Source organism: Hypericibacter adhaerens (assembly GCF_008728835.1).
Taxonomy (GTDB): Bacteria; Pseudomonadota; Alphaproteobacteria; order Dongiales; family Dongiaceae; genus Hypericibacter; species Hypericibacter adhaerens.
Genome location: NZ_CP042582.1, coordinates 3,661,044 through 3,685,566 on the forward strand (window position 1 = coordinate 3,661,044; position 24,523 = coordinate 3,685,566).

General features: G+C 63.4%; 27 protein-coding genes. 21 read left to right on the forward strand and 6 right to left on the reverse strand.

Annotation, left to right across the window (positions count from 1 at the left end; genetic code table 11):
- Window positions 1-5: 5 nt before the first annotated feature.
- The 12 genes from FRZ61_RS16180 (at window position 6) to FRZ61_RS16235 (ending at window position 10,226) form a co-directional block, all read left to right on the forward strand.
- Window positions 6-440, forward strand: a complete 435-nt coding sequence (locus FRZ61_RS16180) for a CopG family transcriptional regulator (RefSeq protein WP_151118715.1) — start codon at window positions 6-8, stop codon at window positions 438-440.
- A gap of 169 nt (window positions 441-609) precedes the next feature.
- Entirely contained in the window at window positions 610-1,593 is a 984-nt protein-coding gene (gene trbB, locus FRZ61_RS16185; protein WP_151118716.1) for a P-type conjugative transfer ATPase TrbB, read from the forward strand.
- Window positions 1,590-1,949, forward strand: coding sequence for a TrbC/VirB2 family protein (locus tag FRZ61_RS16190; RefSeq protein ID WP_191909054.1), 360 nt, complete (start codon window positions 1,590-1,592; stop codon window positions 1,947-1,949). Before trbB ends, FRZ61_RS16190 begins: the two co-directional genes overlap by 4 nt.
- Window positions 1,949-2,227 carry a VirB3 family type IV secretion system protein gene (locus FRZ61_RS16195; RefSeq protein ID WP_151118717.1) on the forward strand — a complete coding sequence of 93 codons (279 nt, stop codon included), beginning with the start codon at window positions 1,949-1,951 and terminating at the stop codon, window positions 2,225-2,227. Before FRZ61_RS16190 ends, FRZ61_RS16195 begins: the two co-directional genes overlap by 1 nt.
- An 8-nt stretch (window positions 2,228-2,235) precedes the next feature.
- Entirely contained in the window at window positions 2,236-4,674 is a 2,439-nt protein-coding gene (gene trbE, locus FRZ61_RS16200) for a conjugal transfer protein TrbE (protein ID WP_151118718.1), read from the forward strand.
- The gene (gene trbJ, locus FRZ61_RS16205) at window positions 4,671-5,432 is read left to right on the forward strand and encodes a P-type conjugative transfer protein TrbJ (protein WP_151118719.1); all 762 of its coding nucleotides are present in this window, start codon (window positions 4,671-4,673) and stop codon (window positions 5,430-5,432) included. The genes trbE and trbJ overlap by 4 nt, the downstream gene beginning before the upstream one ends.
- A gap of 11 nt (window positions 5,433-5,443) precedes the next feature.
- Window positions 5,444-5,779: a putative entry exclusion protein TrbK-alt gene (gene trbK-alt / locus FRZ61_RS16210; protein WP_151118720.1), complete on the forward strand. Its 336-nt coding sequence runs from the start codon at window positions 5,444-5,446 to the stop codon at window positions 5,777-5,779.
- Window positions 5,780-5,783: 4 nt separating this feature from the next.
- Window positions 5,784-7,136 (forward strand): P-type conjugative transfer protein TrbL, encoded by a 1,353-nt coding sequence (trbL, locus tag FRZ61_RS16215; RefSeq protein WP_151118721.1) that lies wholly within the window; start codon window positions 5,784-5,786, stop codon window positions 7,134-7,136.
- Entirely contained in the window at window positions 7,136-7,819 is a 684-nt protein-coding gene (gene trbF / locus FRZ61_RS16220) for a conjugal transfer protein TrbF (protein WP_151118722.1), read from the forward strand. The genes trbL and trbF overlap by 1 nt, the downstream gene beginning before the upstream one ends.
- On the forward strand, window positions 7,816-8,796 hold the full coding sequence (gene trbG, locus FRZ61_RS16225) for a P-type conjugative transfer protein TrbG (RefSeq protein ID WP_151118723.1): 981 nt from the start codon (window positions 7,816-7,818) through the stop codon (window positions 8,794-8,796). Before trbF ends, trbG begins: the two co-directional genes overlap by 4 nt.
- Complete coding sequence (locus FRZ61_RS16230) at window positions 8,793-9,986, forward strand: TrbI/VirB10 family protein (protein WP_151118724.1); 1,194 nt, start codon at window positions 8,793-8,795, stop codon at window positions 9,984-9,986. Before trbG ends, FRZ61_RS16230 begins: the two co-directional genes overlap by 4 nt.
- Window positions 9,987-9,989: 3 nt before the next feature.
- Window positions 9,990-10,226 carry a DUF2274 domain-containing protein gene (locus tag FRZ61_RS16235; RefSeq protein WP_085933414.1) on the forward strand — a complete coding sequence of 79 codons (237 nt, stop codon included), beginning with the start codon at window positions 9,990-9,992 and terminating at the stop codon, window positions 10,224-10,226.
- Between the two features lie 266 nt (window positions 10,227-10,492).
- Here FRZ61_RS16235 and FRZ61_RS16240 read toward each other — a convergent pair whose 3' ends face one another.
- From FRZ61_RS16240 to FRZ61_RS16265, 6 genes are all read right to left on the reverse strand, one after another.
- Window positions 10,493-11,023, reverse strand: coding sequence for a VC0807 family protein (locus FRZ61_RS16240; protein WP_151118725.1), 531 nt, complete (start codon window positions 11,021-11,023; stop codon window positions 10,493-10,495).
- A 129-nt stretch (window positions 11,024-11,152) separates the two neighbouring features.
- Window positions 11,153-12,421 carry an MFS transporter gene (locus FRZ61_RS16245; RefSeq protein WP_085933416.1) on the reverse strand — a complete coding sequence of 423 codons (1,269 nt, stop codon included), beginning with the start codon at window positions 12,419-12,421 and terminating at the stop codon, window positions 11,153-11,155.
- 133 nt (window positions 12,422-12,554) lie between these two features.
- The gene (locus FRZ61_RS16250; protein WP_151118726.1) at window positions 12,555-12,794 is read right to left on the reverse strand and encodes a hypothetical protein; all 240 of its coding nucleotides are present in this window, start codon (window positions 12,792-12,794) and stop codon (window positions 12,555-12,557) included.
- Between the two features lie 228 nt (window positions 12,795-13,022).
- Window positions 13,023-13,967 (reverse strand): LysR family transcriptional regulator, encoded by a 945-nt coding sequence (locus FRZ61_RS16255; RefSeq protein WP_191909055.1) that lies wholly within the window; start codon window positions 13,965-13,967, stop codon window positions 13,023-13,025.
- Between the two features lie 257 nt (window positions 13,968-14,224).
- Entirely contained in the window at window positions 14,225-15,034 is an 810-nt protein-coding gene (locus FRZ61_RS16260) for an SDR family NAD(P)-dependent oxidoreductase (RefSeq protein WP_085933419.1), read from the reverse strand.
- Window positions 15,031-15,900, reverse strand: a complete 870-nt coding sequence (locus FRZ61_RS16265) for a bifunctional helix-turn-helix transcriptional regulator/GNAT family N-acetyltransferase (RefSeq protein WP_225308836.1) — start codon at window positions 15,898-15,900, stop codon at window positions 15,031-15,033. The genes FRZ61_RS16260 and FRZ61_RS16265 overlap by 4 nt, the downstream gene beginning before the upstream one ends.
- A 272-nt stretch (window positions 15,901-16,172) precedes the next feature.
- Between FRZ61_RS16265 and FRZ61_RS16270 the strand changes: the two genes are divergently transcribed.
- From FRZ61_RS16270 to FRZ61_RS16305, 9 genes are all read left to right on the forward strand, one after another.
- Window positions 16,173-17,081, forward strand: coding sequence for a LysR family transcriptional regulator (locus FRZ61_RS16270; protein ID WP_085933421.1), 909 nt, complete (start codon window positions 16,173-16,175; stop codon window positions 17,079-17,081).
- Window positions 17,082-17,278: 197 nt separating this feature from the next.
- On the forward strand, window positions 17,279-18,094 hold the full coding sequence (locus tag FRZ61_RS16275) for an alpha/beta fold hydrolase (protein ID WP_151118729.1): 816 nt from the start codon (window positions 17,279-17,281) through the stop codon (window positions 18,092-18,094).
- 15 nt (window positions 18,095-18,109) lie between these two features.
- On the forward strand, window positions 18,110-19,180 hold the full coding sequence (locus FRZ61_RS16280) for an NAD(P)H-dependent flavin oxidoreductase (protein ID WP_225308837.1): 1,071 nt from the start codon (window positions 18,110-18,112) through the stop codon (window positions 19,178-19,180).
- Between the two features lie 55 nt (window positions 19,181-19,235).
- Window positions 19,236-20,639, forward strand: a complete 1,404-nt coding sequence (locus tag FRZ61_RS16285; protein WP_170920843.1) for an MFS transporter — start codon at window positions 19,236-19,238, stop codon at window positions 20,637-20,639.
- Window positions 20,640-20,924: 285 nt separating this feature from the next.
- Entirely contained in the window at window positions 20,925-21,809 is an 885-nt protein-coding gene (locus tag FRZ61_RS16290) for an NAD(P)-dependent oxidoreductase (RefSeq protein WP_407657819.1), read from the forward strand.
- A 327-nt stretch (window positions 21,810-22,136) separates the two neighbouring features.
- Window positions 22,137-22,616, forward strand: a complete 480-nt coding sequence (locus FRZ61_RS16295) for a glutathione S-transferase N-terminal domain-containing protein (protein ID WP_225308838.1) — start codon at window positions 22,137-22,139, stop codon at window positions 22,614-22,616.
- Window positions 22,603-22,782 carry a hypothetical protein gene (locus FRZ61_RS26945; protein ID WP_407657820.1) on the forward strand — a complete coding sequence of 60 codons (180 nt, stop codon included), beginning with the start codon at window positions 22,603-22,605 and terminating at the stop codon, window positions 22,780-22,782. The genes FRZ61_RS16295 and FRZ61_RS26945 overlap by 14 nt, the downstream gene beginning before the upstream one ends.
- A gap of 164 nt (window positions 22,783-22,946) precedes the next feature.
- On the forward strand, window positions 22,947-24,026 hold the full coding sequence (locus FRZ61_RS16300) for an NAD(P)H-dependent flavin oxidoreductase (protein ID WP_218190986.1): 1,080 nt from the start codon (window positions 22,947-22,949) through the stop codon (window positions 24,024-24,026).
- A 58-nt stretch (window positions 24,027-24,084) separates the two neighbouring features.
- Window positions 24,085-24,396: a nuclear transport factor 2 family protein gene (locus FRZ61_RS16305; protein ID WP_225308839.1), complete on the forward strand. Its 312-nt coding sequence runs from the start codon at window positions 24,085-24,087 to the stop codon at window positions 24,394-24,396.
- Window positions 24,397-24,523 lie beyond the last annotated feature (127 nt).

Consider the following 24,523-nt stretch of genomic DNA (forward strand, 5'->3'; position numbering starts at 1 on the left):
CCGCCATGCCGAATCCGAACAAGAAGCGGCGGCTCTCCGTCTATCTCGAACCCGGCGTGACCAAGGCGCTCGCCGAATACGCCGCACGCCGCGCCCAGTCTCGATCGCTGATCGCTGAGGCTGCCATAGCCTCATTCCTCTCACCCGACGCCGCCGAGCGGCAGGAGGCGGCGCTCACCAAGCGTCTCGATCAGTTCGACCGGCGCATGGCGCGCCTGGAGCGTGATCTCGGCATCGCCGTCGAGACGCTCGCGGTCTTTGTCCGCTTCTGGCTGACCACCAACCCGCCGCTGCCAGAGCCCGCGCAGGCCGCCGCCCGCGCCAAGGCCGGCGAACGCTACGACGCCTTCGTGGCCGCGCTCGGCCGGCGGCTCGCCCAAGGCCCGAAGCTTCGACAGGAGATTTCGGAGGACGTTCCGGCCAACACGAGCAGCGAATAGGCGCGATCACACTGTTTGCGAGCCATCAGCGGCTTCGCCGTTTCCCTGTCTTTGCACGCCACACTACGACGACCGTATCGCGCTTGTTGCGCCGCCCGATTTTCTGCCTCTTCTACTCATCCCCGATCCAGGGCCGCTCGCGAGCGGTCCCGCGCAGAACGGGGACGACATGGCGGTTTCATTCCAGCAATCCGAGGCGGTCCTTCGCGGCACGCGCATGTTGCGCACGGCGCTTGGCCCGGCCATCGCCGGTTTCCTGGAAGACCCGTCGATCGTCGAGGTGATGCTCAACCCGGACGGGCGGCTCTGGATCGACCGGCTTTCGGAAGGTCTTGCTGACACAGGTGAGCGCCTGTCGCCCGCCGACGGCGAGCGCATCATCCGGCTCGTCGCCCATCACGTCGGCGCCGAGGTCCATGCCGGCAGCCCGCGCGTCTCGGCCGAGCTGCCCGGAACGGGAGAGCGCTTCGAGGGCCTCCTCCCGCCAGTGGTGGCCGCGCCGGCGTTTGCGATCCGCAAGCCGGCCGTCGCCGTCTTCACGCTGCAGGACTATGTCGCCGCCCGCATCATGACGGCGGACCAGGCCGAGATTCTCCGCCGCGCCGTCGCCGACCGCCGCAATATCCTAGTCGCCGGCGGAACGAGCACTGGCAAGACCACGCTCACCAACGCGCTCCTGGCGGAAGTGTCGAAGTCGGCCGATCGCGTCGTTCTCATCGAGGACACGCGCGAGCTTCAATGCGCGGCGCCCAATCTTGTCGCCATGCGCACCAAGGACGGGGTTGCGACGCTCTCCGACCTGGTGCGCTCCTCCCTGCGCCTGCGCCCCGACCGCATTCCGATCGGCGAGGTGCGCGGCGCCGAGGCGCTCGATCTCCTGAAGGCCTGGGGCACCGGCCATCCCGGCGGGATCGGCACCATCCACGCCGGCAGCGCGATCGGTGCCCTCCGCCGCCTCGAGCAGCTCATCCAGGAAGCCGTCGTCACGGTCCCGCGCGCGCTGATCGCAGAAACCATCGATCTCGTCGCCGTGCTGAGCGGCCGCGGCGCCTCGCGCCGTCTCGCCGAACTCGCCCGCGTCGAAGGCCTCGGACCCGGCGGCGACTACCGCATCACCCCCGCGACAGCAGGCCCAGCAGGAGATCACGCATGACCACGGTCCGACAGCCATCGTTCAGGCAACGTCCATTCGCCGGCCCGGTCCGCGATCGGATCGGCGCCATCGGTTTGACCGCAGTTGGGCTCATCTACGCCGCGCCGGCCTATGCCAGCGGCTCGTCCATGCCCTGGGAGCAGCCGCTCCAGCAAATCCTCCAATCGATCGAAGGCCCGGTGGCCAAGGTTATCGCGGTGATCATCATCATCGTGACCGGCCTGACGCTCGCCTTCGGCGATACGAGCGGCGGCTTCCGCCGGCTGGTGCAGATCGTCTTTGGCCTGTCGATCGCATTCGCAGCCAGCTCCTTCTTCCTGAGCTTCTTCAGCTTCGGCGGCGGGGCTGTCGTGTGATGGCTGGTGTGCTTGATATCGCCGAGGTCCCCGGCTTCTCGGTGCCGGTCCATCGGGCGCTGACCGAGCACATCCTCCTCGGCGGCGCGCCGCGTTCGATCGCCATCCTCAACGGCACGCTCGCGACCGCGCTCGGGCTCGGCCTGCGGCTCTGGCTCGTCGGCCTCGGCCTCTGGGCGGTCGGCCACTTCGCGGCGGTGTGGGCGGCGAAGCGCGATCCGATGTTCGTCGATGTCACGCGCCGGCACCTGCGCATTCCCGGCTTCCTGGGCGTGTGAGGCGGCCGATGATGAACCTCGCTGAATATCGCCGCACGTCTTCGCGCCTCGCCGACTTCCTGCCCTGGGCAGCCCTCGTCGCAGAGGGCGTCGTCCTCAACAAGGATGGCAGCTTCCAGCGCACGGCGCGCTTCCGTGGCCCCGACCTCGACTCCGCCGTACCGGCTGAGCTGGTTGCGGTCGCCGGCCGCCTCAACAACGCCTTCCGCCGCCTTGGATCGGGCTGGGCAATCTTCGTGGAAGCCCAGCGCCACGGCGTCGGCGCCTATCCATCGAGCCGTTTTCCCGATGCCGCCTCCGCGCTCGTCGACGCCGAGCGCAAGGCGGACTTCGAGGAAGCGAGTGCGCATTTCGAGTCGAGCTACTTCCTCACCTTCACCTACCTGCCACCGGCCGAGGACGCCGCGCGCGCCGAGAACTGGCTCTACGAGGGCAAGGCCGACCGCGGCGTCGATCCGCACGAGATCCTGCGTGGCTTCACCGACCGCACCGACCGCGTGCTGCAGCTCATCGAGGCTTTCATGCCCGAATGCGCATGGCTCGATGACGGCGAGACGCTGACCTACCTCCATTCCTGCATCTCGACGAGGCGCCATCGCGTGCGCGTCCCCGAGACGCCCATGTATCTCGACGCGCTGCTGGCCGATCTGCCACTCACCGGAGGCCTCGAGCCGCGGCTCGGCAACGCGCACCTTCGCATCCTGACGGTCGTCGGTTTCCCGACGGCAACCACGCCGGGCATTTTGGATGAACTGAACCGGCTGGCGTTTCCTTATCGCTGGGCGACGCGCGCCATCCTGCTCGACAAGACCGACGCGACCAGGCTGCTGACAAAAATCCGCCGTCAGTGGTTCGCCAAGCGCAAGAGCATTGCGGCGATCCTGAAGGAGGTGATGACCAACGAGGCCTCCGCTCTCGTTGACACCGATGCCGCGAACAAGGCGGCCGATGCCGACCTCGCACTGCAGGAGCTCGGCGCCGACTACGCTGGCGAGGCCTACGTTACCGCGACAGTGACGGTCTGGGACAATGACCCCCGCATCGCCGCCGAGAAGCTGCGGCTGGTCGAGAAGGTCATCCAGGGCCGCGACTTCACGGCCATGCCCGAGACGATCAATGCGGTCGACGCCTGGCTCGGCTCGCTGCCGGGGCATGTCTACGGCAACGTGCGTCAGCCGCCGATCTCGACGCTCAACCTCGCCCACATGATCCCGTTGTCGGCGGTATGGGCGGGGCCGGAGCGGGATGAGCACTTCGCTGCGCCTCCCTTGCTGTTCGGCAAGACCGAAGGGTCCACCCCGTTCCGGTTCTCTTTGCATGTCGGCGACGTCGGTCACACGCTCGTCGTCGGTCCGACCGGCGCCGGCAAGTCGGTGCTGCTGGCGCTGATGGCACTCCAATTCCGGCGCTATTCCAACTCGCGGGTCTTCGCCTTCGACTTCGGCGGTTCGATCCGCGCCGCCGCACTCGCCATGGGCGGCGACTGGCACGACCTCGGCGGCGGCCTGACGGAAGGGTCCGCCGAGAGCGTCTCGCTGCAACCGCTCGCCGGCATTCACCATGTTCCCGAACGCGCCTGGGCCGCCGACTGGATCGTCGCGATTCTGATGCGCGAGGGCGTGGCGATCACGCCCGAAGTCAAGGAGCATCTGTGGACCGCGCTGACCTCGCTCGCGAGCGCGCCCGTGGTCGAGCGCACGATCACCGGCCTCGCGGTGCTCCTGCAATCCAACGATCTCAAGCAGGCGCTGCGGCCCTTCTGTGTCGACGGAGCCTATGGACGCCTGCTCGACGCCGAGCACGAGCATCTCGGCGAAGCCTCGGTCCAGGCCTTTGAGACCGAAGGCCTGATCGGGACCGGCGCCGCGCCGGCCGTGCTCGCCTATCTGTTCCACCGCATCGAGGATCGTCTCGACGGGCGGCCCACATTGCTGATCGTCGACGAAGGCTGGCTGGCGCTCGACGACGAAGGCTTCGCGGGCCAACTCCGGGAGTGGCTGAAGACGCTCCGGAAGAAGAACGCCAGCGTCGTCTTCGCCACGCAGTCGCTTTCCGACATCGACAATTCGCGCATCGCACCGGCGATCATCGAGAGCTGCCCGACGCGGTTGCTGCTCCCGAACGAGCGGGCGATCGAGCCGCAGATCGCCGCGATCTACCGCAGGTTCGGCCTCAACGACCGCCAGATCGAGATCCTCGCTCGTGCCATGCCGAAGCGCGACTATTACTGTCAATCGCGGCGCGGCAATCGCCTGTTCGAGCTCGGCCTCTCCGACGTCGCCCTCGCGCTCTGCGCCGCGTCCTCCAAGACCGACCAGGCCGCCATCGACCGCATCCTCGCCGAGCACGGCCGCGAGGGCTTCCTGCCGGCATGGCTGCGCCACCGCGGCGTCGCGTGGGCCGCCGACCTCATCCCAAGCCTCACCAATCTGGAGACACCGTCATGATCATCCGACGCTCGCGCGCGGCGCTTCTCGCCGCGGCGGCTCTGCTTCCGCTTTCGTTTTCGCCCGTCCTGGTCGCACCCTCCTCGGCCCAGTGGATCGTCTACGACCCGACCAACTACGCACAGAACGTGCTGCAGGCGGCCCGCGCGCTGGAGCAGATCAACAACCAGATCACCTCGCTTCAGAACGAGGCACAAATGCTGATCAACCAGGCGCGCAATCTCGCGAGCCTGCCGTATTCGTCGTTGCAGCGCCTGCAGCAGTCCATCCAGCGCACCCAGCAGCTTCTCGGTCAGGCGCAGAACATCGCCTTCGACGTTCAGCAGATCGACCAGGCGTTTCAGACGACCTACGGCAATGCCTCGCTGTCCGCTTCCGACCAGCAGCTCATCACCGATGCGCGCACGCGCTGGCAGAACACGGTCGGCAGCTTGCAGGACGCCATGCGTGTCCAGGCCGGCGTTGTCGGCAATCTCGACACAAACCGGACAGAGATGTCGGCGCTGGTCAGCCAGAGCCAGGGCGCCACCGGCGCGCTGCAGGCGACGCAGGCCGGCAACCAAATCCTCGCGCTTCAGGCGCAGCAGCTTGCCGACCTCACCGCCGTCGTGGCGGCCGATGGACGCGCAAGGGCGCTGGCAGATGCCGAGCGCGCGGCCGCGGCTGAACAGGGTCGCGAACAGCGGCGGCGCTTCCTCACGCCCGGCGCCGGCTATCAGCCCGGCAACGCGCGCATGTTCCCGAGCAGCGGCAACTGACGGGGGCGCTCGTGGACCCCAAGACCCTCGCTCGCATCGGCGCAATCGCGTTCGTCGCCGTCGCGATCACTGCGACGGTGATCGAGCTGAGCCGGAAGGAGGAGCGGCCGGAGGCCACGCCCCCGCGACAAGCGCAGGTGGGTGCGGCCGACCCGCTGCGCGACGAGCTGTTCCGCTGCCAGAGCCTTGGCGAGGCCGGCCCGCGCGATCCCGCGTGCCTGCGCGCCTGGGCGGAGAGCCGCCGGCGCTTCCTCACGCCGGGCACAACACGCCCGCAGGCCGGGTCCGGATTGCCGGGCTCCAGCGGTGAGAGCCGCAGCCGCGGCGCCGCGCCAGGCGGTGAGTAGCACCATGGGCGGCACCGGCGTCATCGACCATTTCCTCGAGGTCTTCACCCGCTATATCGACAGCGGGTTTGGCCTCCTCGGCGGCGAGGTCGCTTTCGTTGCGACCACGCTGATCGTGATCGACGTGACGCTCGCCGCTCTGTTCTGGAGCTGGGGCGCCGATGACGACATCCTCGCCCGCCTCATCAAGAAGACGCTGTTCGTCGGCGTGTTCGCCTATCTCATCGGCAACTGGAACAATCTCGCGCGCATCGTCTTCGAGTCCTTCGCCGGCCTCGGACTGAAGGCGAGCGGAACCGGCTTCACGACGGCTGATCTGCTCCGCCCGGGCAGAGTCGCGCAGACCGGCCTCGATGCCGGCCGGCCACTGCTCGACTCGATCTCCGGCCTCATGGGCTACTGGTCGTTCTTCGAAAACTTCATTCAGATCGCCTGCCTCTTCCTTGCCTGGGCGCTCGTCCTGCTCGCGTTCTTCATCCTCGCCGTCCAGCTCTTCGTGACTCTCATCGAGTTCAAGCTGACGACGCTCGCGGGCTTCGTCCTCATCCCGTTCGGGCTGTTCGGGCAAAGCGCCTTCATGGCCGAGCGCGTGCTCGGCAACGTGATCAGCTCCGGCATCAAGGTGCTGGTGCTCGCCGTCATCATCGGCATCGGCTCGACGCTGTTCTCCGAGTTCACCGCCGGCTTCGGTGGCGCTAGCCCCACCATCGATCAGGCCATGGCGATCGTGCTGGCCGCGCTGTCGCTTCTTGGCCTCGGGATCTTCGGGCCCGGCATCGCCAATGGCCTGGTCAGCGGCGGCCCGCAGCTCAGCGCCGGCGCGGCCGTGGGCACCGGCCTTGCAGCCGGCGGCGCAGCGGTCGCAGCGGGTGCGGCCGGCGGTCTCGTTTTGCGCGGCGGCGCGGCCGCGATCTCGGGCACCGCCGCGGCAGCGCGCGGAGGCGCGACCCTCGCGGGCGGCGCGGCGACCGCTTACAGCCTCGGGGCGGTCGGACAATCCGGCGCGGCCGGCGTCGCGTCGGGACTTGGCGGCATAGCGCGCGCGGCGGGAAGCGCGGCCGTCTCGCCGCTTCGTCGCGCGGTCTCGCGCGCGGCCGACAGCATGCGCTCCAGCTATGCCCGAGGCGCTCAGTCCGCTTTCGAGGCGACCGGCGGCGCCTCGACCATGGGCACGATCGGCGGCGGCGCGGTCGACGCGTCAGGAGCTCCCGTGTCTGACGGTCCGCCCGCCTGGGCCCGCCGCATGAAGCGCTCGCAGCAGCTCCATCACGGCGTCATGGCCGCCGCGCACGCGATCCGCAGCGGTGACAGTCATGGCGGCGGCGCCTCCGTCAACCTCTCCCACCGAGACCAGTAATGTTCAAACGGCCATCGACGCATTACGGCAAGACTCCGGAACCGGAAACACCCTACCAGCGCGCTGCCCAGGTCTGGGACGAACGCATCGGCTCGGCGCGCGTGCAGGCGAAGAACTGGCGCCTCATGGCGTTCGGCTGCCTGTTCCTGTCCGCCGGGTTCGCCGCCGCGCTCGTCTGGCAGTCGGCACGCGGCACCGTCGTGCCCTGGGTGGTGCAGGTCGATAATCTCGGCCAGGCGCAGGCGGTCGCGCCCGCGGTTGCCGACTATCGCCCGACCGATCCCCAGGTCGCCTTCCATCTCGCGCGCTTCATCGAGCAGGTTCGCTCCATCCCGGCTGATCCGATCGTTGTTCGGCAGAATTGGCTTCGCGCCTACGACTTCACGACCGACCGCGGTGCCGCGGCCTTGAACGACTACGCGCGCGCCAACGATCCCTTCACCAAGGTCGGCAAGCAGCAGGTCGCGGTCGAGGTTTCGAGCGTCATCCGGGCCTCGCCCGACAGCTTCCGCGTGGCCTGGACCGAACGGCACTACGAGAACGGCCAGCTCGCATCGACCGAGCGCTGGACCGCCATCCTCACCATCGTCGTGCAGCCGCCGCGTGACGCCGAGCGGCTCCGCGCCAATCCGCTCGGCATCTACGTCAATGCGATCAACTGGTCGCGGGAGCTGGGGCAATGAGCCGAACGAATGTCCGCGCCGCAAATGCGGCTTTCCGTAAATCCGCAATCCCGGCCGCCCTTCTGTCGGCCACGCTGCTCAGCGCATGCGCCACACAGCGGCCGCCGCAAATCACTTACGATTCCGATGTCCCGCCATTGCCGGCGGTTCCGGCGGCAGTCGTGGACGAGCGGCCGCGGCCGTTGCACATCCCGCCGGCCTGGACTCCCAGCCATGGCGGGGCGGCTGCCAATTCCCCGACAGCGCGCGTGGCGAATGCCAATGCCGCCGCCCGCGTCGAGCCGCGCCGGGAGGGCTACTACAACGCCATCCAGATTTATCCGTGGTCGGAAGGCGCCCTCTATCAGGTCTATACCGCGCCGGGGCAGATCACCGATATCGCGCTCGAGCCGGGCGAAAGCCTGACCGGCTCCGGCCCGATCGCCGCCGGCGACACCGCGCGCTGGATCATCGGGGACACCGAGAGCGGATCTGGGGTTACGCGCCGTGTCCACGTGCTGGTGAAGCCGACGCGGCCCGACATCACGACCAACCTGGTCGTCACCACCGACCGCCGCACCTACATGATCGAGCTGCGCGCCGGCGCCAACCCGTACATGCCGGCCGTGGCCTGGGCCTATCCGCAGCCGCCCGCTTCGCAGCGTCAGGCCATACCAGCGACGCCGGTCATTCCCGCCACAGCCGCGCGCAACTACCGCTACGCCCTGAGTGGCGACAATCCGCCCTGGCGGCCGGTCGCTGTCTACGACGATGGACGTCGGGTCTATGTCGAGTTTCCGCGCGGGATCGTCCAGGGCGAGATGCCGCCGCTATTCGTCATCGGCTCGGAGGGCGAGCTCCAGATCGCCAACAGCCGCATCTACCAGAACATCCTGATCGTCGATCGCCTCTTCGGCGCCGCCGAGCTTCGCCTCGGCAGCGGTGACCATCAGCAAACGGTCAGGATCTCACGCAGCGACGGGAGGCCGTCCTCATGAGCGACACCGACAATCGCGATCTCGGAACGGAGGGAGCGAGCGATACCGTGGCCCCCATGCGGCTGCGCGGCGATCCGCCGCGTGTCACCCGCCTGTCGCGCAAGGCGCTGGCAGGGATCGGCCTGGTCGCGTCGATCGGCCTCGGCGGCGCCCTGATCTACGCGCTGCAAACCCGCGATGCCGGCCCCCGCAACGAGGAACTCTATTCCACCACCAATCGACCGACCGCCGACGGGCTTGCTGGCTTGCCGCGCGACTACACCGGCCCGCAACTTGGACCGCCTCTGCCGGGTGACCTGGGCCGCCCAATCCTCAACGCCCAGGATCGTGGACAGCCGGTCGTGCCGCCTGCCGTACAGCCAACCGTGGATGCCGCGGAGCAACGCCGGCTCGCTGAAGAGGAAGCAGCACGCACGAGCCGTGTCTTCTTCCAGACACAAGCACGGACGGTTGCGGCTTCGACGGCGCCAGGCGGCACCGCAACCAACGCGAACCTGACCGGCCTCGGGCTTCCCGGCCAATTCAACACGCCGACGGCGCAAGAGCGCGCCCAGGAGCGGCAGCTCGCCTTCCTCAATGCCGCCGTCGATCGCCGCACCGTCGCCCCGGATCGCGTGATACCACCGGCCTCGCCCTACATCCTGCAGGCCGGCGCGGTGATCCCGGCCGCGCTGATCACCGGCATTCGCTCCGATCTGCCGGGGCAGATCACGGCGCAGGTGACCGAGAACATCTATGACAGCCCGACCGGGCGGATTCTCCTCGTGCCGCAGGGCACTCGCATCATCGGCCAATACGACAACGCCGTGCAGTTCGGCCAGCGCCGCGTGCTGCTGGTGTGGAATCGGCTGATCCTCCCCAACGGCCGCTCGATCGTGCTCGAACGCCAGCCGGGCGCGGACGCGGCGGGCTATGCGGGCCTCGAGGATGGCGTCGACTATCACTGGTGGGACCTCGCCAAGGCCGCGGGCCTCTCCACGCTTCTCAGCGTCGGCGCCGAGCTCGCGATCGACGACGATGACCGGTTGCTGCGCGCCATCCGCAACGGCGGCCAGGACACGATCAACGACGCCGGCCAGGAAATCATCCGCCGGCAGTTGAACGTGGCGCCGACGCTGACCATCCGGCCCGGCTTCCCGGTCCGCGTGATCGTGACGCGCGACCTGGTTCTCGAACCGTACGGAGCATAAGCAATGGCAAAGCTGAAGCTTGGTGCCCTTGAGGACGACAAGCCTGTGAAGGTGACATTGGAGCTTTCTGCAGCTTTGCATCGGGATTTGGTTTCCTACGCTGAGGTGCTCGCACGCGAGTCGGGCAAACCTGTAGCCGACCCCTTAAAGCTAATTCCGCCTATGATTCAGCGATTCATGGCTACAGATCGAGCGTTCGCCAGGGCACGGCGCGATACAAAGCAGGCGCAGTCTACGTGAGCGACGCAGCTGGAAGATTCATTCCGGTATACATCTGCCTGGCGACTAACAACATTTCTGAGCGATCACACAAGCGCGAGGCGGAAGCCATAAGCGCTTTCCTACCATGCGCCGAGCTCGGTCGTTATATGTCGCCTTGGAGGCGGCCCGTCTTCGACGACGTCAAGAAAGAAAAGAGGCATGTGACCGAGTTCAGATTCCATAGGCGCCGCTCGCCTTGGCGGAATCCGGACGAGCCACTTCGGCCCTTGGACGACGCGAATGAGTCACGCTAGAAGGCTCATCACTGTGAAGATCGCGAGCAGTGGCTCTGCCACGAGGACGAGATGCGGCTGCAATAAAAGGGAGCCGCCTATGCCGAGGACCGCTTCTGCGACAAAAGCGAGCCCCCAGACAAGGCTAAGGCGTCGCATCCTAGCGACGAAGCCTGGCTGCGCCAATCTTTCATTCCAGAAAGCAAGTATTTCCGGATCGCCTCCGCTTTCGGACGCGCGGGCCACGTAGAACATCAGCGGTCGCTTTGAAGAAACTGAGACGAGGCACACCAGTCCGAAAAGTCCGAAAGCGGGCGCGGCTTTAATTACAGCAAATTCTATTTTTCCTGTAAAAAATGCTGTTATCAGCCCGCCCACCAGAGTTGAGAGGATGACAACGCCGATCCAATCAGCGCGACGAAATTTGATCCAGCTCGCGAGAATGGAAGCTGCAGGGAAGAGCCAACCGATTGCAAATGCAAGGATTGCAGGCTCGGAGAAAAAGCTTTCCAGCGCTACGACCGCGAGCCATGGAAGAACCACATCCAGCAGGAGAATGCGCCGGAGATGTCCTCGATTTGCGCTGCGGCAGGTTTATCTTGACTGGAGGCTGCACTATTCAGTCCTCCTTTCGTGTTCGCACGGCGCAGGAATAGATTGGCTGCAACGGCGTCAGACCAGGCTCGGCTGCGGCAGCGGCGTCGCGGCTCCTGCGCCAGGTCTCGCGCGGTCATCCATCATCCATTGGATCGCTGTTGCGGTCAGGCCGACCACCATCAGCCCGTACCAAGCGAGTGAGTAAGAACCGGTAAGATCAAAGGTGACGCCGCCAAGCCACGAGCCGAGAAAGCCGCCCACCTGATGGCTGAAAAAGGCGATGCCAAAAAGCGTGTTGAAATACCGTAGACCGAACAACGTACGCAGCAATCCACTCACCAGAGGTACGACCCCAAGCCAGAGAAAGCCCATAACGGCGGCAAATGTCAGCGTCGATGCCGGGGTAACCGGCGTGGCAATGAAAAGCGCGATCGACACCGTGCGCAGCAGATAAATAGACGCGAGCAACCGCTTTTGGCTGTAACGGGCACCAAGCCAGCCGAACAGGTAAGAGCCGACCGCATTGCTCACGCCGATGATGCCGATAGCGCTGGCGCTGATAGTCGCCGATACGCTGCACAGTGCGAGGAATTGGGCGAGATGAGTGGTAATGAACATCAGCTGAAAGCCGCAAGCGAAGAATGCGACCGTCATAGCAACAAACCCGCTGTGCGCGGCGGCTTGGCGCAAGGCGCCGCCAAGCGACAACGCTTCGCCTTCAGCATTTGCCTGATCGATCAGGGTGCCTTCGCGTCTGATCATAGTTGCCAGAATGCCCATGAGGATCGCGAATCCCGCAAAGACCGCCAAGGCCGGCCGCCAACCAAAGATACCGATCACGTATTGTCCCAAAGGCGCCAAGACGAAGGTTGCGAGCGAGCCGGCTGCGGCAACAAGGCCGACCATCTGGTTACGTCGCGCTGGCGGGACCGCGCGGGAGACTGAGCCTATCAGCACACCGTAGCTAGTGCCGGCGACGCCAAGTCCCACCATTACCCCGAGGCCGCCATCCAGACCGGCGTGCGACCCGGTTGCGGCCATTAGGAGTAAGCCGCCAGCATAAATAGCTGCACTCACAATCAGGACCGGACGCGCGCCGTAGCGGTCGCCGAACATACCGATGATCGGCTGGCCTATGCCCCAAACGATATTCTGGATCGCCATAGCGAAACCGAAGGTCGAGGCTGAAATCGCGAGTTCGCTCTTCAAGGGCGGCAGGAAGAGCCCCAAACTCTGTCGCATACCCTGGCTCAGCGAGAGAATGGTAGCCGCCAAGACCAGCATCGTCAGCGTGTAAAGAGAGAGTTTTCGTTGCAACGTTGCTGTAGATGGCGGATTGCGCATGGGCGAACCGTTTCCATTCTTGCACGGCCTGGCTGCCGAACGCTAACCGCAAATTCACCAAGCAAAACACACCAGTCGGTATACAGACGCGCCACGAGACCAACGCGGTCGAGCACAAAACCAGAAGGCAATATCAGGACTTTGCCGAGCCGTCGGGTCCCATCTTCAACCAAGGGACTGTCTTGGATGCTGCGGCCACAGCTTGGTCGCGCGTGGAAACCGTCATTTTCGAGTAATCGTTCACTAAAAACCATCGACTAGGATCTTCGACGTCTTTCCGGTATTCCTTGAAAGCGAAAATGCCATCACCAATTTCGAGGATGTCCACACAACGGAGTCCATCGCCGTCTTCCAGACTAAGCACAACTTTCATGCAAATTCCCGCAGAGAACTCATCCCTTATCGATGAGCCAGCCGCTCAGGGCCTTGCCCTGCCATCCATCGCCACGTTTCTCGGATAGGTGCGATTGATCTGGTCCACACACATGACTGTCAGCGCATCAGAATGTTTGCTGAGGCCATCGCAAGGCTGATCTTGGGTCGAACACGCGAGCCGTCGCCACGCCACAGTCATCATCTCTCGTTGCTCGAGTTTGTCGCGTCATTCCGGCCGCGCTGCTGCCCGCGCCGCCTTTAAGGTCCGCGCCAAGCTTACGAAGCGCCGCAAGGCTGGATTGTCGTTCGCAGGTGACCACACCCCGACGCAAGGCAGAACGTCCGTCTGCCCGCATATCGGCTTGAACATGACACCCCGAAATGGCGTAGCTATAGTTGACTCGCTGGTCAGGGTCAGGCCGAAGCCCATAGCTACCAGATGAATTAGGCTCTCCCTGCAGACGGCTAGGCGCCTAATTTTCGGATGAAAGCCGACAGTCGCTAATCGCATAATAAGATACTCGTGAATCTCGGGCCCCGGCTCGTCGTGACTGACAATAAATGTCTCGTTACGAAGTCTTGACCAATCAACCGCTTCAACCGATCCAAGGGGGTGGCCTTCTGGCACAACACAGAATACGCGCTCATGCCACAAGAGTTCGACGTCGCAATCTGGCAGCTCTGGATGCCCAGTGAAGAACGCGATGTCCATGGCCCGATCGCGTATCTGCTGGATATGATCGCGCGGAGCACCATGGCTCACGTCGATAGTAACCGTCTTATGCGCACGCGCAAACTCAACCAGCAACTGACGAAGGAAGCCCGCGGCCAGCGAACAAAAGAAGCCGATGCGAAGCTGTCCGCGCGAGCCATTGCCGGCGCACCGGGCCGATTTGACGGCGTAATCGAGATCGCTCAATGCCGACTTCGCCTGATTGATAAACTCTTTTCCAGCTCGTGTCAGACGGACGCCAGCTCGGTTGCGTTCGAATAAGGAAACACCGAGTTGGTCCTCCAATGCACGGATCTTACGACTGACCACCGACTGATCGGTTCCGAGCACGGAGGCCGCCCGATGAAAACTCAGTTGCTCCGCCGCAACGATCGAGTGCCACACGGAACGAAGGCTAATGTTCCATTCTGGAGTCGCGAGCAGGTGTCGGCCGACCAAGGCGGAAGTTACGTCCTTCGGCAACGCTCTCGATTGGGAATTCCTATGCATCGGAGATTGGAGCGGGGTCACGTTGCGGATATGATCTTGAGACGGCGCCCCGTGAAACCCAAGACTTGTCGCAGCCCAACAGCCAGTAAAGATCGGACCAGTGATGTGTCACCGGCCGCTCGGTCCGGTAAAGACAAGTTGGCATTGCTGTCTCTCTAGCACGCTCGGAAGCCAGTAGGTGTTGGTCCTTCCTCGTCGTCAAACCATCAACCCGCTAGGAAGCCACCATCCGTACAGAGCACATGACCGACGATATAGGAGGCCTCGTCGGATAGTAGCCAGACAACGGCGGACGCGACTTCTTCGGGGTGACCCATTCGGCGCAAAGGCAATCCCTTCGCGACTTGGCGCATGTCCGCGATGGCGGATCCGAGCATCATATCGGTGACCACACGCCCTGGAGCGACAGCGTTGATTCGGATACCACGGCCGGCGTATTCCATGGCGGCCGCTCGCGTTAGCGAAATGACAGCCGCCTTCGAAGCGCCGTAAAGCGAAAGGCCAGGATTTGGATTGCGAAGGCCGCTGACGCTCGCGTTGTTGACGATCGCTCCACCTCCGGAACGCTGTAACGCGGTGATTTCATGACGCATCGCATTGAACATGCCGCGGACATTGGTGTCGAAGACCTGGGCGTAAACGTCGTCGGTCTGCTCCGCTAGCAGTGCGCGCTTCTCCTGGAAGCCGGCATTGTTGAAGATCGCATCTAGGCGTCCGAAACGCGTCACCGTCTTTTCAACCAGCTTCTCAATCTCTGCATCCCGAGAGACGTCGGTCGCGATGAACAGGCTTTCAGTGCCAAGTTGACGGAGTTCCTTTGACAGCGCTTCACCCAGAGGCTGCCGCCGTCCCGCGATGACGACTGCCTGTGCTTTTTCCTTGGCCATGCGCAATGCGGCTGCTCGGCCAATACCGCTCGTCGCGCCCGTCACCAGGCAAATGCGCCCCGCAAGGCGCGCACTTGGCGCGTACGCCGGAAGCGCTCCAGCAAGTTCGACGAGCGAGGGGGCATTCATTGCACGCGCCTCACAAAGCGTTGCTCATTCACCTGAGCGCCCCACTGGGTTCCCGGCCGCTCTTCGACGCAGACGAAGCCGTGCGCCTCGTAGAGATGACGCGCGGCATCCAGACCGGCGAACGTCCAAAGATCGATTTCTGAAAAGCCACTGGCCTCCGAGAAGGCGATTGCCGTGGAGAGCAGCTTCTTCCCGATGCCGCGGCCGCGCTGCCCGTCTTCGACAATGAACCAGCGTAAGTGAGCGACCCCAGGGCCTAGATCTTCGCCATCGATCGCAACGGCGCCCACGAGCGATTGGTCCTGCATCGCCGTCCAGATTGCGTTGCGCGGGTTGTCCAGTCGCCCGCAAAATTCGGCAAGGCCGCTGGCGACCACGGACTCGAACGACTGGCCGAAGCCGGCCGCCCGCGCATAGTAGCGCGCGTGCATCTCTGTGGTCCGGGCAATAAGCCCGGTCCTGTACCCGCGTTCAATACGAACATCGTCATCATGCTTGGCCGGCGCCTCCGCACCTAATGCGTGGGCGTAGAGACTGATTCCATCGACAACGATCCGATGCTCCTCAGGCTGCAGCCGTTCCAAGGCGTCCTTGACCTGAGCTCGCGCAAAGGAGTGGATTTTCCCTACCAGTTTTCGCCCGCTGTACGTCAGCACGAGCGATTTGGTTCTTCCGTCCTGCTCTCCCTGCTCCTCGGCGACCTCGCCCGCCTCGATCAGTTTGCGGAGCATGCGACTCACGCTCGATTTCTCGAGGCGCAGCCGTTCGGCGAGTTCCTTGGCGGTAATTCCTTCCCGGCCGTCGATCTCGATGAGTGCATGAACAGCCGATGGCGGCAGATCGGTACCAGCGAGAGAGCTCCTCATGAAGCCGAGTTCACGAACGAGCTGACGGGAGGCGTCTCGTAAGCGCTCTATGGTTTTTGGACTCGCGGACATCGTGACAGCCGATTAGTTGTGCGCTACAACTATATTACCAAGCTGGCGCGAGGGCAAGCGACAATTGGAATGTGCATGTAAGGCACCTGCGATCACATCCCGAGATCGCCCCGATCACAAACCTCTGTTTGCCCTGGCGCGTCCGCTCATGATGATTGGCCCGCACAAGATACCTGACGAAAGTATGGAAGCTGATTTGCATGGACGCCGCTGATCTACGCATCTTCGAGGCCGTGGCGCGCCTGGGCGGAATGCATAAGGCGGCGCAGGAGCTAAACACGGTCCAGTCCAACGTGACCGCGCGAATCCGCTTCCTTGAGGAAGAACTCGGCGTCGCATTGTTTCGCCGCCACAGCCGGGGCGCGACGCTGACTCATGCCGGACAGCAGTTGCTACCCTACGCGGTCAAGGTGGCCTCGACATTAGCCGAGGCCAAACGAGCAGTGACGGACACCGACTCGCCCAGTGGTCCGCTCGCTATTGGCTCGCTCGAGACGACCGCCTCGTTGAGACTGCCTTCCGTCGTCGCCGCTTTCGGACGCAAATACCCGGAGGTGAAGCTGAGCCTCAGGATCGGCACCAACAGTACGCTGATCGAACAGGTTCTCAACCATGAGTTGGACGGGGCCTTTGTCTGTGCGCCGATCCGGCACCCCGACATCAAGGGGAATGTCGCTTTCCACGAGGAGCTGGTCGTTGCGACGGCCTCCACAGTGCAGTCCTTGGAAGGAGTGGTCACACCCGGCTGCAAGATCCTGATCAAGGCGCCCGGCTGTGCGTATCGAGAGCGACTAGAGTCCTGGTTAGAAGCGCAGGGTGTCTCGCAGTTCGACCGACTGGAATTCGGCACGCTCGACGCAATTGTCGGCTGTGTTGAAGCGGGGCTAGGCTTCACGATGCTGCCCCGGAGCGTGCTGGAACGCGCAAATGGCCGCGGCAATCTTCAACTGCACAAATTGCCGCCGCGCGAAGGAGAGGTCGAGACTCTCTTTATCCGCAGGAACGATATTTATGAGTTCAGCGCCTTGCGCGCCTTTCTCGCAACGACGCTGTCCGTGCAGGCCGGTTCAGCGCTGCCGAACGCTGAGGGCTCAAGCGGAGAGCGGTGATTCGTTTGGGCTAGACACCGTTGAGCCACGCGTAGGGCGTGAGGTTGCCCATGTTGGCGCTGAGGATCGATGTTGAGGTCCTGTGTCCGCCGAGTAGGGGCGATCTTCTGCAGAGATCGTTGCAATCAGATCAAATCGCTCCCGCCGATCCGGCAAACAACGCTACACACAAGCGGTGCTGCGTTTCGGAGTAAACCATGGCGTCCAATGTTGGAAATATGGGAACTGCTATCCCCGCTGATATCGATTTGATGATTCTGGGGCACTACAAGTATGGCGAAGGATCTGTGCCAGTTCTTGTGTTGCACGAATGGCTCGCCGCGCATCACAACTATCTTCCGATGCTGAGCTACGTTGATGCGGGGCGCTTTACCTACCTATTCGCTGATCTGCGCGGTTACGGCCTGTCCGGTAATTTTCTGGGAGACTTTTCAGCTGCTGAGGCGGCGGCGGACGTGCTGCGCCTCGCCGACGCGTTAGGGTTCGAGAGCTTCTGTCTTGTCGGCCATTCGATGTCAGGCATGATCGCCCAGCGGGTCGCTGCAGACGCGCCAGATCGCGTGAACCGTCTGCTGCTGATCTCGCCCGTACCGGCCTCCGGCTTCAAGACCGATGAAGCAGGCTTCCGGAGCATGGCCGCGATTGTGGAAAACCGAGCAGCGGCAGCCGCTGCCGTAGGGGCGCGCACGGGGTACCGGTACGGCTCTGCATGGGTCGCGCGCAAACTCGACCTGATGGCGGCGGGCGGTCAATCCGAGCCGATGATGGGTTACCTGCGAATGTTCACGGGCACGGACTTCGCCGACGAGCTGGCGGGGCTCCAGACGCCCGTGAGCGTCTTGGTCGGTGAGCACGACATTGAGGCGTATCGCGAAGCGACGATCGTCAAGAATTTCGGCCCTCTTTTTCCCAACCTGTCTGTTCAGGTCTCGCGAGAAGCGGGTCACTACATGATGCTGGAGACGCCCGTTTGGGCCGCATCCCGCATCGAGCAGTTCCTCGAAGCTGCCTGACCGGGAGAAATGTCCATGCAAGCCATCTTAGATCGCACCCGCCCATTCTGCGACCGCTTCGGCCTGAAGGCGCCAATCCTGCTAGCGCCGATGGCCGGCGCCTGCCCGCCATCACTGTCGATCGCCGTTGCCAATGCCGGCGGCCTCGGCGCCTGCGGCGTGCTGCTGATGACGCCGGAGGAAATTACGAATTGGGCCGACGAAGTACGCCGGCAAAGCACGGGCGTTTATCAGCTCAACAACTGGATCCCAGATCCCGCCCCGCTCCGAGATGCAGCGCGGGAAGCGGCCGTGAGGCAATTCTTGAAGCAGTGGGGGCCTGCGGTGCCGCCCGAAGCTGGTGACGCGACCCCGCCCGATTTCAAGGCGCAGTTCGAAGCGATGCTCGCGGCCAAGCCACCGATCGTCTCATCTGTCATGGGTCTTTATCCACCGGAAATGGTCCAGACTCTGAAGAGCCGCGGGATCACGTGGTTCGCCAACATCTCTACGGTGACCGAGGCAAAGGCCGCAGAGGCTGCCGGCGCCGAGGTCATCGTCGCCCAGGGGTCGGAAGCTGGCGGCCATCGCGGTTGTTTCGATGCGGAAGCCGCTGAGCGCACCCAGATTGGGCTGTTCTCGCTGCTGCCCGCAGTGGTCGACGCGGTCAAGGTGCCGGTTGTCGCGACCGGTGGCATCGCCGATGGCCGCGGCGTCGCCGCGGCCTTGATGCTTGGCGCGAGCGCTGCGCAAATCGGCACGGGCTTCCTCCGGTGCCCGGAGGCAAAGATCGCGCCCGCATGGGCCGATGCCCTGAGCCGGACACTTCCGGAGGACACGATCGTCAGCCGCGTGTTCAGCGGCCGGGCTGGGCGCAGCATCGCGACTGGTTTCGTCAAGGCGGCAACGGCGCCGGATGCCCCAGTTCCGGCGCCTTATCCGGTGCAGCGCGGCCTGACGGCAGCAATGCGCGCCGCGGGAGCCAAAGCCAATGACATTGACCGCATCCAGGCCTGGGCTGGCCAATCAGCCGCGCTGGCCCGGCCTGTGCCGGCCGCTGACCTTTACAAGGAGCTCTGGCAGGAGGCGAGCGCGCTTCTCGCCTGATCGCCCACGGACCTGCGTTCGGGCCGGGCCCGAGAGCTTCTCATCGGATTTGACTATGAGCTTGATCGAATCGGCGTCCATGCGCCGCGAAAGCCGGCTGCATATTTTGGCGATCCTGTCATTGGGCTTTTTCGTCGTCCAGCTCGACGTGGGCATCGTCAACCTGGCCGTTCCTGCCATGGCAGCAGATCTCAAGGCCTCGAGTGCCGGGCTGCAGTGGATCGTCGACGCCTACACCGTCTCGTTCGCGGCGGCGATGCCGGCGGCAGGAGCAGTAGCCGACCGGCTCGGCGGACGCCGCGCATATCTCGCCGGGCTTCAGCTCACCTTGCTCGCATCGATCTGTTGTGCCGCCGCGCCGGCCATTCCGTACCTCATCGCCGCCCGCCTCATGCAAGGCATCGCCGCGGCAATCACCGTGCCGGCATCACTGTCTCTCCTCAATTACATCTTCGGAGGTGGCAGAGACCTGCGCTCTTGGGCGATCGGTCTCTGGACCTCCCTCGGCTGCATCGGCTTGGCGCTAGGGCCAGTGCTCGGCGGCGCTATTGTCGCGACAGCTACTTGGCGCTTCGTCTTCCTTGCCGCACTACCGTGCTGCGCGCTCGGCTTGATCGGCGTGAGGCAGTGCGTTCCACCCACACCCGCGTCGGAGCATCCAAGAGGCATCGATTATGCCGGCCAGGCGCTACTTGCTGGCGCGCTCACCGCTTTCACCATGGCGGTCGTCCAATTCGGCGCCCGCGGTTTCAATCAGGGACGTCCGACCGCAGCTCTCCTGCTCGCGATCGTCGCGGCCGTGGCCTTCCTGCGTGTTCAGACCCATAGCGCCAAGCCCATGATGCCGCCCTCGCTGTTCCGTTCGGCGGGATTTGCGCGTGCCGTTACCTTCGGGACAATCTCGAACCTTGCCTATTACGGGATGCTGTTCAGCCTCAGCCTGCATCTGCAGCAGGGCCGCAAGCTCGATGCCTTCACCACCGGCCTAGCCCTCCTGCCGCTGACCGCAACGTTCATTCTATCCAATCTCGTCAGCATACCGGTTATCCGCCGCTGGGGCCTGTCCCGCTCTATCGTGGCGGGCGGCTCCGTCATGGGGCTTGGGTATGCTTCACTGTTCGTCTGGAACGATGGCCTCTGGACGATGATTCCCGGCCTGGTGCTGATCCCGGCTGGGATGGGCGTGGCGATACCTGCAGCCATGGCAATCGTTCTCGGTAGCGTGCGCCCGGACTGGTCAGGCACGGCATCAGCCGTACTCACCACGGCGCGCCAATGTGGCGGCGCAGTCGGCGTTGCGGTGTTCGGGTCGGTTGGTAGCGCTCGGGCTGCGGATCTGACCGCGCTCCATATCAATGCGGCCGTTGCCGCTCTGCTGCTGGCAGGCGTCACGATCATGGCACTCGGCATCCCGACGGAGGCGAATAGGAGCCGAGCGATGGAAAGCGGCGAAGTGTAGCAAGGCGGTTGCGCTCCGCGGCTTTGAATTCGGAACGGTATTCGGACGGCGGGTTAGGCAACTTTTAGGAGGTTAGACCTCGGCGTGGTCGTTCTAGCTATGAGCTCCGGTCCAACGAACTTGCTCTTCAGCGCGCGGGCTCATATAGTTGTATGGCGCAACCAATGGCCAGACCAATGCACCCATCATCTCCTTTGCGGCGCTCAGGCTGGATCAGACGGAGGGACAATGACCGCGAGCCCTAACACTGTCGGGTTCATCGGCCTCGGAACGATGGGCGAACCCATGGCGCTGAACCTGGTCAGGGCGGGTAGGCAGCTCACAGTGTGGAATCGCTCTCCGGCCAAATGCGACCTGCTGGTGCAGTCCGGCGCCCGCGCAGCACCGGAACTCGGTGCGCTCTTCGAAGCCTGCGGAATTATCATCCTCATGCTCGCTGACGAGTCGGCCATCGACGACGTCCTCGCGCGCGGCAAGGATATCTTCGCGCCGCGGGTGAGCGGGCGCACGCTGGTCAATATGTCCACCGTGTCACCGAGCTATTCCAAGGCGTTAGCCGCAGAGGTGCGTGCGGCCGCCGGCCACTATGTCGAGGCGCCAGTCTCCGGTTCCCGAAAACCGGCAGAGGCAGGTCAGCTCGTCGCGATGCTTGCCGGCCAACAAGAGGATGTCGAAGCAATTCGACCGCTGCTCGCGCCGATGTGCCGCCAGAGTGTGGAGTGCGGTGACGTTCCTGGCGCTCTTCTGATGAAGCTTGCCGTCAACATCTTTCTGATCACCTTGGTGACTGGCCTCGCTGAGGCGACGCATTTCGCACAGCGTAACGGCCTCGACCTCGCGCGACTCGTTTCTGTTCTCGATGCAGGACCGATGGCTAGCGATGTCTCCCGAGGAAAAGGGGCGAAGCTCCGCGATCACGACTTCGCGCGACAGGCAGCGATCTTTGATGCTTTGAAGAATATTGCGCTCGTGACCGAGGCTGCTCGCGCGGCCGGAATCGCTTCGCCGCTAAGTGATGTTTGCGTCGCGCTCTACCAAGAAGCGATGGCGCTGGGCTTCGGTGAGCTGGACATGGTCGCAGTGATACGAGCGATCGAGAGGCGGAGTGACGAAGGCGTACTCGCGGCTCACTCCGGCGAACACACGGAACGATTTGATGAGGCGACATGATGGAAGGCGTGCAGCTCGCCGCGAACTTGGCTTCGCGCCCAACGGATCGCATGTTTCCACCTTCGGGCGGCGAACCCGGTGCTGCCAACGCCGTACCCGACAGCTGGCTGGACAATCACCTCCGCTTCGTCAGATCACGGGTATCTCCTAGAGTGATCGCCGCTCATGCTGAACGCAATCGTATACCGGCCAGTGGATTGCGCATTCTAACAGCGGATGAGCACTTGCCGTCGTTGCCCACTGAACGACTGCCAGCGGATCTACCGCACTGGCGTCCTGTCGCCACGTTCAGCGGAGCATGTTGAGACTGTCTGGATTTAGCAGACAATGGACAAGTTTCGGCTTCATTACTTCCCCGAATCCGGAAACAGCTACAAGCTGGCGCTCATGTTGAGGCTGTGTGGCAAACCTTTCGAGCTCGTTTGGGTAGACTTCCTCGGCGGTGAGACCCGAAAGCCATCTTGGCGAGAGGCCGTCAATGAAATGGGCGAAGTACCGGTACTCGAACATGGAACCAGCCGCCTCACGCAAACAGCACCGATCTTGTTACGTCTGTCGGAGCGGTTCGGTCAATTCGGCGCCGCCAGTAAGGAACAGCACTACGAGCTGTTACGCTGGCTGTTTTGGGACAATCACAAGCTGACCAGCTATCTTGCCACCTATCGGTTCATGCGTGCCTTCACACGCAATCCGGATCCGAGCGTTCTGAATTTCATGCGCAGCCGGGTCGACGCTGCTCTTTGCGATCGCGGAGCGCCGACTGGAGCGCCACAACTTCGTGCTCGGTGTGGGCATGAGTATCGCTGATATTTCGATGTGCGCATATCTATCCTATCCAGCGGAGGAGACAGGCTACGAGCTTCCACAATCTCATCCTGCCACTTGGGCGTGGCTTCAGCGGATCGCCAACGCGCCAGGCTGGCTGCCGCCATACGAGCTTCTGCCCGGTCAGCGATTCAGAAATCCGGTTTAGAGTTGTGAGATTTGCTCCGTGGACTAAGTACCGCGCTCCAAGTGTCACAGACGTGCACAGAAAGGCGATCGATCTGTCGAACGATACGACGAGTAGACTCAAACCTCCCTGCCGCCTCTGACCGTAACGTTGGATAAGATTTTGTGAAGGTGGATGATTCAGGCATGCAGCGGCCCGACATGAGGCGGAACAGGCTCACCGCGCTGCTCGATATGCAGTATCCTTTGATTCAAGGTCCATACGGCGGAGGTTTGTCGACCGTTGAGCTTTTAGTTTCTGTATCCGAAGCTGGGGGCCTCGGCTCGTTTGGAGCCAACAACCTTGACGGCCCGTCCATTGCTCAGCTTGTTGACACTATTCGGGCGCGAACCCGTAAGGCGTTCGCAATCAACTTATGGGTTCCCGGTCCACAATCTGATACTTCGCCAGCCGAACTCGCTCGAGCTATTGAGCGAATGGGCAGGTGGTACGACCTGCTGGGAATAGAGCCGCCGGGGGTGCCAAGCTCGTGCGCTGGTCCGGCCTTCGAACAGCAGATTGAGGCATTGCTGGAGGTTCGGCCGCCAGTCTTCAGCTTTGTCTTTGGAGTGCCTGCAACGCACGTGCTAGATAAGTGCCGGGCTCACGGCATCGCAACCATTGGCACGGCCACCACCGTCGCGGAGGCGATCATTCTAGATCGCGCCGGCGTGGATGCGATCGTGGCTTCGGGTTTCGAGGCTGGCGGCCACCGTGGCTCCTTTCTGCGGCCCGCGGAGGAATCCCTGATCGGTACGCTGGCTCTGGTTCCCCAAGTGGTCGACAGCGTTACCGCTCCAGTAATTGCTGCAGGCGGCATTGCCGATGCGCGGGGTGTCGCAGCCGCACTCATGCTGGGAGCGCAAGGGGCACAGATAGGCACCGCCTTTCTTGCGTGCGCTGAAGCCAACCTGCCCCAGCCGCATCGCCAGGCGATATTGAGTGTCCCCGTCAAGGAGACGGTCCTGACAAAAGCGTTCAGCGGACGATTGGCTCGCAGTGTGCGTAACGGGCTTTCAGATGCGTGTGCGGCCGGTGATTTACCTCTTCTGCCTTATCCTGCCCAGGCATGGCTCATCAACACAATGCGCAGCGCAGCCGTTTCACAAGACCGAGATGACTTGCTTTCTCTGTCGTGTGGACAGGCCGCTGGCCTTGTCCAAGGAACAAGTGCCCGCGAACTGGTCGGCAGCATTGTAAGTGGCCTCCAGGAACTTCTTACTTGATGGGGATGACACTTCGCGTGCAGCGCATCCAACCCTGACCTTGCGATTGGAACAACATATGAGCATTGAGCTTCCCGTGCAAAAGCAGCTTAAAGCCTACAACGCCCGCGATATCGAGGCGTTCATGCGGTGGTGGGCGGATGATGCTCAGTACTATGAGTTTCCCACGAGATTAGTTGCCAACGGCACAGCCGAGATCAAAGCGCGACACGAAGCGCGTTTCGGCGAGTTGAATTTGCATGGCAAGCTGATCGGTCGAATGACCGTAGGCGATGTCGTAGTCGATCAGGAGGTGGTTACGCGAACCTTCCGGAGGGCGCAGGTGAAATCGATGTGCTCGCAATATATCAGATCGAGCATGGCAAGATAGCACGTGCGTGGTTTAAAATGGGCAAACCGCGGTTGCATGGCGCCGCGACTAGCAAGTGCTGTAACGACACCCACCGTGGGGTAAGCAATATCATCGGCAGGGCAAGCTAAATGAATACACCGCCATG